Origin of the sequence: Cohnella phaseoli, assembly GCF_003386235.1 — a bacterium.
GTDB classification, from domain to species: Bacteria; Bacillota; Bacilli; order Paenibacillales; family Paenibacillaceae; genus Cohnella; species Cohnella phaseoli.
Genome location: NZ_QRDZ01000028.1, coordinates 129710 through 140160, shown reverse-complemented (window position 1 = coordinate 140160; position 10451 = coordinate 129710). Strand labels below are relative to the sequence as shown.

Sequence of the window (10451 nt, the reverse complement as noted above, 5' to 3'; positions counted from 1 at the left end):
TCGGCGGCTTTCCTGGGGCCTATCTCATCGCTCAATCTGACTGCTTCCTCTTTAAATGCCTTGTCGTATCTGTTCATTGTCACTCGTCCCCTCGTTTGCTTTCATTTTATTTCATACGAGGGTGTATTTCGACTGCATTTTTATCGTAGCACTCCATTCATAGATGGGGGGGGTGCACTGTGTCCAGGGATGAGTGTGCCGGTGGGGTCAATCGCGTGTGTACAAAGAATAGAGCGTATTTTTTCAAATTTCTCCCTGTCATCGAATCGCGGAGGCCAAAAAAGTGCCTTAACAGTGGAGGGACGGGAGTGTGGAGGCCAAAAAGGTGCCTTGACGGTGGTGGGAGGGGAGTGTGGAGGCCAAAAAGGTGCCTTGACGGTGGAGGGACGGGAGTGTGGAGGCCAAAAAGGTGCCTTGACGGTGGAGGGACGGGAGTGTGGAGGCCAAAAAAGTGCCTTGACGGTGGCGGGACGGGAGTACGGAGGCCAAAAAGGTGCCTTGGCGAAGGCGGGAGGGGAGTATGGAGGCCAAAAAGGTGCCTTGACGGTGGCGGGAGGGGAGTAACGCTAAAAAGGCCCCCCCTCACTCAGGGGCCCTTCAACAAATCTCCAATCGTGTAGCTGGCGAATACTTTGCCGTTCTGAAGGAAGTTCAACTTTTGATCTCCTTCGTAAGCGGACGATTGAGCTTTGTCGCCCATTAGCACCGATTGGGCCCAGCAACGCAGCAGCAGCTCTCGCTCGGCGACATTCTGCGGTAGAAAGTCATTGTTCAGCTGAATGCCGAATACGACGGAATCCCGATTATCCTCAGAAAGTTCATCGTATCCCACTTCCTTCCCATTTTCGTCGAAGTAGCCAACGGTATAGTCGGGAACGCCGACAGACAGGTCGTATTTAAGGTCCAGGCCGTAACCTCCATTCTCCAACTCCGAAAAAAATGCTTGCGAGTAGAAATAGAGGCTGTAGATGTCTGTGTGTTGATGAGGATAATTGGCCAGGAACGTCTCGTGCGTGTTCCCGTTTCTATCCGGTGTCGTGACGATGAGCGCATGATCTTCCGTGTTCTCGTCGAATTCGACGGAAGCGTTGAACGTGCTTTCCAGAATGACAAGGCGCTGCTCGTTTTCGTACTTGGGGGCGTAGGTGCTGACCACCCGCAGGCCTTCTTTCGACGGCAGCTTCAGGATAAAGTCCGGCCGCGAGCCGGCCTCGTACGAATAACGTTCCGTCAGTATTCCTCCCAGCCTCTCCGTTTCGTTACGCAGCCATTTTTCTATGTTTTCAAGCGAACCGGTCACTTGGTACTCGTGCAAGCGATAGACGGCATCCGGGTTCGTTCGCGCGTCTTCCAGATCGCGCAATCCGGTCAACAGATCGGCCGGAATGGAAAAGTCGCCGTATGAGGCATCCGGCAAGTCTAGCGGAGGCACCGTCTCTTCGGTAGGCGAGGCGCTGCTGGGCGCAATGTCCACTGTTCCGGAAGGCTCTGCTGTGTGCAAGAAGCGGTTAGGAAAACCCCCGTTCGCGAACAACACAATCACTACTATCGCGGCAACAGCCGTACAGGCTGCAGCATAACGAAGCCCCAATAGACTTCGCCCTCTACGGGCTTTATGACGCTGTTCCGCCATTGCGACGACCCGTTCCATCTGCTCTTCCGTAAAATTCGTCCGGCGAAACGGTTTGCTTCTCAGCCGCTCGTCATCATTTGGCTTGAATTCATCCATAAGGGTTCCTCCTTCCCATGGCCGCGGCCAGCTTGGCTCTGGCACGATGCAGGCGCGACTTGACTGTGCCTAGACTGATGCCAAGCGTCTGTGCGATTTCCTCCAGCGAGAACGAATAGTGGCTGTTAAGCACAAGAACTTCCCGGAACGGCACAGGCAATTGCAGCACGAGCGTCCATAACTCGTCCGTTGCATTGCGCTCGATAAACTCCTCCTCCGCCGAAGGATGGGATTCGAACCGTTCGATGAATGATTTTAACGTCGTATTTCGGAAAAAGGCGCGTTTTTTATGGGATAACGCGGTGTTGCGGGCAATTTTCAGCAGCCATGTTTTGAGGGAAGCCTCTCCCCGAAACGAGGTGATGCCGGCGTAGGCTTTCAGGAAGGTGTCCTGCGCGATATCGTCCGCCATATCCCGCCGCTTCGTCAGGAAGAAAGCATAGTTCCATACGTCCTCGCCGTATCTTTCCATCATGCCGCGAAGATCGTAGGCATCCGCTTGGGTCACCGCTCTTAGGTACTCGTCCTCCAACAGATTTTCCCTCCTTTGCTATATAGACTTCCGAGCCTGCCGCAAGGTTCCCAGTTTCACCCGCAAAATAAAAAAATCCCGCCCAAAGCGCATCAGCGCGTATAAGCGAGATTTCTAGGTACATCTGCCAGCGAATGCCGGACGTTACTTGATGCCGAAGCGAACGAACGAATCGACGATCTGTCGGCGCAGAACGAGGTAGATCAACAGAATCGGCAGGCACGATACGGCTGTGGCCGCCATCATCGAGCCCCACATATTCGTATCCGAGTTGACGAACATCCGGAGCCCGATTTGCAGCGGAGCGTTTTCCATCTTCTTGGTGATCAGCATCGGCCACAGGTACTCGTTCCAGCCGTTAATGAACAGGATGATGCCGAGCGAGGCGACGGTGGATTTGATGTTAGGCAGAATGAGACGTGTCAAAATGCCGAAATCGCTCTGACCGTCGATGCAGGCCGCTTCGATGAGCACCCGCGGAAACGAGTTGAAGCTCTGGTAGAGAGACAGAATAGCGAACGTGGAGACGGCGAACGGCAGCACGATTCCGATCAGCGATTCGTTGAAGCCGAGCTGATTCACGAGCACATAGTTGGGAATCATGACCGCTTGAAACGGGATCAGCCAGGTTAAACTAAGCAGGGCGAAAATAAATCCCTGCCCGCGGAATCTCCAACGAACGAGCGCATACGCAGCCAGCAGACCGGTCGCCAGCTGGGACAGGGTCAGCAGGCTGGCGACTCCGAACGAATTGAACATCATGCGGACGATCGGCATCTGCTCGAAAGCGTACGTGTAGTTGCTGAAGATCGGTTCGAGAGGAATTAGAGAGGACGTGAAAATCTCCGATTCGTTCTTGAACGAGGAATTAACCATCCAATAGATCGGGAACAGGGCGATCAGGCACATGGCGGCGAGCACCGTATGCTGCGCGATCGCGAGTCCCGAAAATTTTTTCTTCATCGGGCGCTCCTCCTGTTCTAGTTGTCGTAAAAGGAATATCTTCTGGAAAGCTGGTTCAAAGTCAGCGAGATCACCCCGAACACGATGAAGAAGAGCAGGGCGGCCGCGGCGCTGAAGCCGGCGTTCAGGTTGGAAAATGCGTACTTGTACATCTCATAGTAGACGTTAGTCGACGTTCCGTACGGACCGCCAGTCGTCAAAATGTCGATATAAGCGAACGTCCACTGGCTGGAAAACAGAATGCTCATCGTCAGCATGAACAGGATCATCGGCGACATAAGCGGAACCGTCAGGCGGAAAAATTGTCTCATGCTTCCAGCGCCATCGATCGCCGCCGCTTCGTAATATTCCCGGTTAATGCCGGTGAGCGCCGCGGAGAACATAATCGTGCTGAAGCCAACCATTTTCCAGCCGGTGATGAACAGGATCAGCCATTTCGCGAAGCTTGGGTCCGAGAAGTAAGCGATCGGCTGGCTGATTGCTCCGAGTCGAAGCAGCACATCGTTGACCAATCCGTTGGACGGGTGGAACAGCCAGCGCCAGATGGCGCTGACCGACACGGGCGCGAGAATCATCGGCACGAAGAAAAGCGCGCGGTAAACATTTTTCATACGGCCTTCCATCTGATGAGTCACGGTTGCCAGCAGAAGCGGGATCAGGATGGAGAAGGGCAGCAGTCCAGCCGTGTAGAACAAAGTGTTGCCGATCGAGCTAAGAAAGCTCTTGTTCTCCATCAGTCTTGTGAAATTGTCGAACCCGACGAATTCCGGCGAGGTTCCCGGAACCATGCCCCACTTGTGGAAGGCCAGATAAAAAGTGTTCAACAGCGGGCGGTACATCCAGATGCCCAGCAGCAGCAGCGCGGGCAGAAGGTATAGAAAAGGCTTTAGCTTGCGCCAGAGCTTCGCTCCGTTCAGGCTTCTATTCCGCGCGATCGACGGCTTCCCCGGCAAGGGGGGAGCATAGGAGGTTTCTAGTGCTTGGCTCATCGCAATTCCCTTCTTTATTGAATCATCTTGTTAATTTCGTCTGCGGCCTTCTGCAGCGTCTCGGCTACGTTGCTGTCCGAGATAACCGACTTGCTGATCGCATCGGAGAACAGCGTCGTAATCTCCGAAGCGTATTCCCCCGGCCAGATCGCGACAGGGTGAATGCGCTGCAGCTGTTCGAGATTGGTCCGGTAAAGCGGATGCTTGTCGATAAAATCCTTCAGTCCGTTCGGATCGTCCGCCAGTGCCGTACGCAGAGGCAGATAGCCGATCTCGGACGTGATGATTGTGTATCCGCGGTCTCCGGTAACGAACTTAATGAACTCCCAGACGGCGGCGTTCTTCGTCGGGCTGTCCGGGCGCACCGCCAGCATGCTTCCGGAGTTGACCGGTATGGACGGCTTGTCGCCGAATTGCGGCAGGCCTGTTCCGTAGACATCCCAGCCGCCGGCTTCGGACGCTTTGCGGATGCCGCTGTACAGCGCCGTCGAGGTGATGTACATCCCCATGTTGCCGGCCATAAATTGCTCCGCAAGCTCGGCTTCCGCGCCTACCGCGTGAGCGCCGTTCTTGTACATGTCCTGCCACATCTCGATCGCTTCGACGGCAGCCGGCTCGGCGAACTTGACCGATTTGCGATCGTCGGCGAGCACTTCTCCGCCGTTGCTCAGAATCAGGCCTTCCGTCGTCCAGCCGTTGTTCGGAGCGAGGCCGAAGCCGTCTTTGCCGGTGGCTGCCTTGATTTTCAAGGACGCTTCCTTGATGTCGGCCCATGTTTTCGGCGGGGTCGTCGGATCAAGGCCGGCATCGCGGAACAGCTTGCCGTTCATGAACACGATCGGCGTGCTGAACGTGAAGGCGAGGCCGTACATCTTACCGTCGATCTTGCCCAGCTCAAGCGCATTCGGTTCGATGCCCTTCAGATGCTCTTCGAGCTGATCCTTCGGAAACACGTCTTCATAGGCTTTGAAGCCCAGGTTCAATCGGGACGCGTCCAGCGTGCTGAACGTATGCTGCACGATATCGACCGGCTTGCCGGCGGAGATGTCGGCCTTGTACTGCTGGTAAGTCGGATCGGCGACAGCTTCGACGACAACGCCTTTTTCTTTGCCGATCGTGTCGTTGAACTCCTGAATCAGATGCTCCATACCGGCCTTCATCGTCGGCGCGGCCAAACTGTAAGAGTAGAACGTGATTTTCGTCGGGTTGGCCGGGTCCAGCTTGCCTTGCTCGGCTTCGCCTGAGGATCCGGCAGCCGAACCGCATGCGCTGAGGCCGACGGCGGTCGTCAGTGCCAGCAGCGCGGAAATTCCCTTTTTCGCTTTTGTCATGGTCGAATTTTCCCTCCGGGGATAGGCATTTCTATTTCACGACGATGGCTTTCGGATGAAAGTCCGGCCGTTATCTTATTCGAGGCAATAATCTTGAATGCGCCGGCGAAGCTCGGCGTCGATGCCGAATTCGGCCTCCAGATAACGCTCGAACGATTCGTAATGCTGTACGATGGCGGCCATGGACGCGTCTAGATAACGCCGCTGCAGCTCCATGGCGGAACGGAAGGCGTTCATCTCGGACGGATCCAGATAGGCGGAGGCGGAAGTATACAGCTCTTGATGGAACTCGGCCAACGTGACGTTGGACAGAAGGTAATCCTCCATGACGGTCTCATAAGGAACGCCCAGCGTCAGCAGAATGAGCATGCTGCCGATTCCGGTTCTGTCGCGCCCGCCGGCGCAGTGATGCACAAGAGGAAGATGGGCTTCAGGGCTTCTAAGCAGTCCCATCAGGTGCTGATAAGAAGCATTGCGGATTGGAAGTTCGGCATACATATTCAGCAGCATATCCGCTGTGAAATGTTTGTGCATGCCGCTGGCGAATAGTTGCTCCATAGACACATGCGGCTTGTCCTCCGCTGCGGCGTTGGCGGGAATGCGGATCAAGCTGGCGCTGCCGATCGCCGGGTCCGGCTTCAGGCCGGCTTCCTCGCGGTTTCTATAGTCGAAGACGGTTTTCAGACCGACCGGCTCCAGAAACCGCATATCTTCGGCGGTAAGTCCGGTCAGCTCGGCGGCGCGGAACAAGAGTCCTTGCTTGACCGTGCGTCCGTCGGATGTGCGGATCCCGCCCATGTCGCGGAAGTTGAACGCGCCTTGCAGCGGAAGCAAGCAGGCGGGCATAAGCTGTTGGGTCATCGAACGTTCGCTCCTCGGTTGTCGATTAGTGTTGGGCGGCAAGAGCCTTCATCGGGAATCTGAAATATTCGGTTCCGCTAGTCGGCAGGGTGAGCGTCTGAACGGACACGCCTTCTCCCGGAGTGACGGAGACGACGTTGATGCTGCAAGCGTCGATCATGCGGAAGTTTTCCTCTGCGTCGGCTTTGCCGATAAAGGCGGTTCCGGCTGCCGCGACGTTAACGATGCCCATGTACGAGCCCACGTTGTCGGAGTGAACGTGGCCTGCGAATACGCCTACGACATCTGTTCCGACGAGCGCTTCGCCGATATCCCGGCGGTTAGTCAGAATGTGATCGCCAAGCATGCCGCCGATGCCGAGCATCGGGTGGTGCAGGGCAACGATCGTGCCGTGTGGGGCAGCGGTGCTCAGCTCCTGCTTGAGCCAAGCCAGTTGCGTCTCGTCGACTGTACCGTTGTGGTTGCCCGGAACCTGGGAGTTGAGGCCGATCAGGCGCAAGCCGTCGATCGTGTGCGAATAGTAGTAAGGCTCTTCCGAAGGTTGTTCGCCGAGGTAGCCTTCGCGGAACGGGCCGCGGTGATCGTGGTTGCCGAGTACGACGTGTACGGGAGCGCCGATCAGGCGGGAGCCTTCGTCGAGCACTTGGCGAATATAAGCGTAATCTTCCGCATCTCCCTCGTGAGTCAGATCTCCGGTGATGAGGACGAAGGCGGGCGCAATTTTGGTTTCTTCGATATAGCGGAACGCTTGAGCGACTTTGTCGGCGAGCTGGAACTTGGCGAGCAGCCCGTCCTTGCCGGGAGCGTTCATGTGCGTGTCGGTGAGGTGTACGAATTTGACGGTTTTCATAAGGGGATAAACCTCCAATAATATTTAATGGAATCGTCTTGTACACAACCATTATTGATCTTGTATGTAAGTTCGGTATAAACGAGATTGCGGAAGTTTGTAAAAAATCGCGGGGAGAAAAATAGTCGAAGTAGCCGGGGGATGGCGTAAGAGCGAGGGCCAAAAAAGTGCCCTGACGCTACTCAAGCCGTGGAGTGAAGGCCAAAAAAGTGCCCTGACGCCACTCCAGCCGCGGAGCGAAGGCCAAAAAAGTGCCCTTACGCCACTCCAGCCGTGGAGTGAAGGCCAAAAAAGTGCCCTGACGCTACCCAAGCCGTGGAACGAGGGCCAAAAAAGTGCCCTTACGCCACTCCAGCCGCGGAGCGAAGGCCAAAAAAGTGCCCTGACGCTACCCAAGCCGTGGAGTGAAGGCCAAAAAAGTGCCCTGACGCCACTCCAGCCGCGGAGCGAAGGCCAAAAAAGTGCCCTGACGTTACCCAAGCCGTGGAGCGAGGGCCAAAAAAGTGCCTTGACGCCACCCCAGCCGTGGAGCGAGGGCCAAAAAAGTGCCCTGACGCTACCCAAGCCGTGGAGCGAGGGCCAAAAAAGTGCCCTGACGCTACCCAAGCCGGCCTTCACCCCACCAAGCCAAGTATTTCCGCAAGGAAGTTGAGGCGGCATATGCGCAATAGAAAAAGCTGCTCCCCGTCACCGGTAACGGCGGGAGGAGCAGCTTTGTAAAAAATAATCAATTATACCGAAGGAATTTGCCAGTCGATCTCTCCTAAGCCGGCTTCCCGGAGGAAGGCGTTGCTCTGCGAGAAGGGCCGGCTTCCGAAGAAGCCTGCGTGGGCGGACAGAGGGCTCGGATGGGCCGATCGGATAATGCAGTGGCGGCTGGTGTCGATGAAGGAGGCTTTTTGCTGCGCATGGCGACCCCATAGAATAAATGCCATCGGCTTCTCCCGCTCGTTCAGACACGCGACAATGCGGTCCGTGAACCGTTCCCAGCCAAGGCTCTTGTGCGAGTTGGCTTCGCCCTGCCGCACGGTCAGGACGGCATTGAGCAGCAGCACGCCCTGCTTCGCCCAGTGCTCCAGATTGCCGTGGTTCGGAATTTCGCAGCCAAGATCGGCCTTCAATTCTTTAAATATGTTTTGGAGCGACGGCGGCTGCCTCACCCCCTGTTGGACGGAGAAGCTGAGCCCGTGAGCCTGTCCCGGCCCATGGTATGGATCTTGTCCGAGAATGACCACCTTCACTTCCGAGTAAGGCGTCCAGTGCAGCGCTTGGAATATCTCGTAAGGATTCGGATAGACGACCTTCTCCCTGTACTCCGCTGCCAGACGGTTTCTCAATTCCTGATAATAAGGCAACTCCATCTCGGGGGTTAGCAGCTCTCCCCAATCATTCTGAAACTGAACGGCCATGTCAAACCTATCTCCTCTCTAGAAAATATCCAATGCGACCGGGCAGTGGTCGCTGCCCAAAATATCGCAGTGTATAGCGGCATCTTTGATCGCGGGAGACAGTCGGGCGGAGGCGATAAAGTAGTCGATTCTCCAGCCGACGTTGCGATCTCGGACGCCCGGCATGTTCGACCACCAGGAATAGACGTCCGACCGGTCCGGGTGCAGGTGCCGGAACGTGTCGATGAATCCGGCGCCGAGCAGCCGGGTCATCTTCTCGCGCTCTTCGTCGGTGAAGCCGGAGTTGCCCCGGTTCGACTTGGCGTTCTTGATGTCGATCTCCTGATGGGCGACGTTCAAATCTCCGCAGGCGATCACCGGCTTCCGCTTGTCCAGCTCGGACAAGTGAGCGAGGAACCGATCCTCCCATTCCATCCTGTAATCCAGCCGGGACAAGTCCCGCTTGGCGTTCGGCGTATAGACGGTCACGAGGAAGAAATCCTCGAACTCGAGCGTAATGATCCGACCTTCCGGCTCGGAATCTTCTTCGATGCCGTAACGTACGGATAACGGCTTAATCCTCGTCAGGACGGCGGTGCCGGAGTAGCCCTTCTTCTCCGCGTAATTCCAATACTGCTCGTACTCTTCCCCGATGGCGAGAGTCAGTTGGCCTTCCGAGAGCTTGGTTTCCTGCAGACAGACGATATCGGCGTCGACTTCCCGGAAGTAATCGAGGAAGCCTTTGTTTACGCAAGCCCGCAATCCGTTAACGTTCCAAGATACCAATTTCATGTGTGCCTGCCCCTTTGCCGAGTCCTTTTTTAACAGTGTATCATAGATTGGCTTTTGGGCCGACTTCCGGATTGTTTTTTGCTCGGAAACTGGCTATCCTTAAAGAAGATTCGTCCTATCGAATGGACGACCGGGGACTTCTTTTAACTATACTAACCAGGATAAGAGATGACATATGACTATCGGATTTTTCGATTCGGGAATCGGCGGACTGACGGTGCTGGAGGAGTCTATGAGACGGCTTCCCGCGCAGGATTACGTCTATATGGCGGATACGCTGCACGTGCCGTACGGTCCGAAGACTCAGGAGGAAGTCAGAGGCTACGTGCTGGACGCGGTAGAGGCGATGATGGGGGAAGGGATCGAGGCGCTCGTCGTCGCGTGCAACACGGCGACAAGCATTGCGGTGACCGAGCTGCGGGAGCGGTACGATATTCCCATCGTCGGCATGGAGCCGGCCGTGAAGCCGGCGGTGGAGATGAACCGGGCGACCGGCAAGCGGGTTCTCGTATTCGCGACCCCGCTTACGTTGAGCATGCCTAAGTATTACGCGCTCGTCTCCCGAGTAGACGATGAAGGAATCGTCGATTCGCTGCCTCTTCCGGAACTTGTCCTTTACTGTGAGGACTTGCAATTCGACAAGCGGATTCTGGAGGACTACTTCCGCACGAAGCTGGCGGAATACGACCTTGACCGCTACGGAATCGTCGTTCTGGGTTGTACTCATTATCCATATTATCGCAACATTCTTCGCGAGGTGCTGCCTCCGCACATCGAAATCGTCGACGGCAACGCCGGGACGATCCGAAGATTGGCTTCGCTGCTTAGCCGTTACGGCGTCATGTCGGGTCGGGAGAGCGGGCAAGTCAAGCTGATGTGCACCGGCAACGACCCGGCATACATCGTTAAGATGCAGAACGCGCTGCAATGGCTTCGCGACAACTATTCGTAGTATAGATTCACTGTGCCGCTCTGTTCGGCTTGCTGATTGTTGTGTTTCTGTCAAAACAGGTCGC

General features: G+C 55.9%; 10 protein-coding genes. 1 reads left to right on the top strand and 9 read right to left on the bottom strand.

Features of this window, described 5'->3' with window-relative positions:
- Nucleotides 1-586: 586 nt before the first annotated feature.
- From DFP98_RS28440 to DFP98_RS28400, 9 genes are all read right to left on the bottom strand, one after another.
- On the bottom strand, nucleotides 587-1729 hold the full coding sequence (locus DFP98_RS28440) for a hypothetical protein (RefSeq protein ID WP_116064024.1): 1143 nt from the start codon (nucleotides 1727-1729) through the stop codon (nucleotides 587-589).
- A complete protein-coding gene (locus tag DFP98_RS28435; RefSeq protein ID WP_246016809.1) occupies nucleotides 1722-2261 on the bottom strand; it encodes an RNA polymerase sigma factor in 540 nt (179 codons plus the stop codon). The genes DFP98_RS28440 and DFP98_RS28435 overlap by 8 nt, the downstream gene beginning before the upstream one ends.
- Nucleotides 2262-2405: 144 nt before the next feature.
- Complete coding sequence (locus DFP98_RS28430) at nucleotides 2406-3224, bottom strand: carbohydrate ABC transporter permease (RefSeq protein WP_116064023.1); 819 nt, start codon at nucleotides 3222-3224, stop codon at nucleotides 2406-2408.
- A 17-nt stretch (nucleotides 3225-3241) separates the two neighbouring features.
- A complete protein-coding gene (locus DFP98_RS28425) occupies nucleotides 3242-4213 on the bottom strand; it encodes a carbohydrate ABC transporter permease (RefSeq protein ID WP_116064022.1) in 972 nt (323 codons plus the stop codon).
- Nucleotides 4214-4227: 14 nt separating this feature from the next.
- On the bottom strand, nucleotides 4228-5544 hold the full coding sequence (locus tag DFP98_RS28420; protein WP_116064021.1) for an ABC transporter substrate-binding protein: 1317 nt from the start codon (nucleotides 5542-5544) through the stop codon (nucleotides 4228-4230).
- 75 nt (nucleotides 5545-5619) lie between these two features.
- Nucleotides 5620-6405 carry a tyrosine-protein phosphatase gene (locus DFP98_RS28415; RefSeq protein WP_116064020.1) on the bottom strand — a complete coding sequence of 262 codons (786 nt, stop codon included), beginning with the start codon at nucleotides 6403-6405 and terminating at the stop codon, nucleotides 5620-5622.
- Nucleotides 6406-6430: 25 nt separating this feature from the next.
- Nucleotides 6431-7255, bottom strand: a complete 825-nt coding sequence (locus tag DFP98_RS28410) for a metallophosphoesterase family protein (protein WP_116064019.1) — start codon at nucleotides 7253-7255, stop codon at nucleotides 6431-6433.
- 731 nt (nucleotides 7256-7986) lie between these two features.
- Nucleotides 7987-8664, bottom strand: coding sequence for a uracil-DNA glycosylase (locus DFP98_RS28405; RefSeq protein WP_116064018.1), 678 nt, complete (start codon nucleotides 8662-8664; stop codon nucleotides 7987-7989).
- Nucleotides 8665-8682: 18 nt separating this feature from the next.
- Nucleotides 8683-9435: an exodeoxyribonuclease III gene (locus DFP98_RS28400; protein WP_116064017.1), complete on the bottom strand. Its 753-nt coding sequence runs from the start codon at nucleotides 9433-9435 to the stop codon at nucleotides 8683-8685.
- A gap of 175 nt (nucleotides 9436-9610) precedes the next feature.
- Between DFP98_RS28400 and murI the strand changes: the two genes are divergently transcribed.
- Nucleotides 9611-10387 carry a glutamate racemase gene (gene murI / locus DFP98_RS28395; protein WP_116064016.1) on the top strand — a complete coding sequence of 259 codons (777 nt, stop codon included), beginning with the start codon at nucleotides 9611-9613 and terminating at the stop codon, nucleotides 10385-10387.
- The last annotated feature ends 64 nt before the right edge of the window (nucleotides 10388-10451 follow it).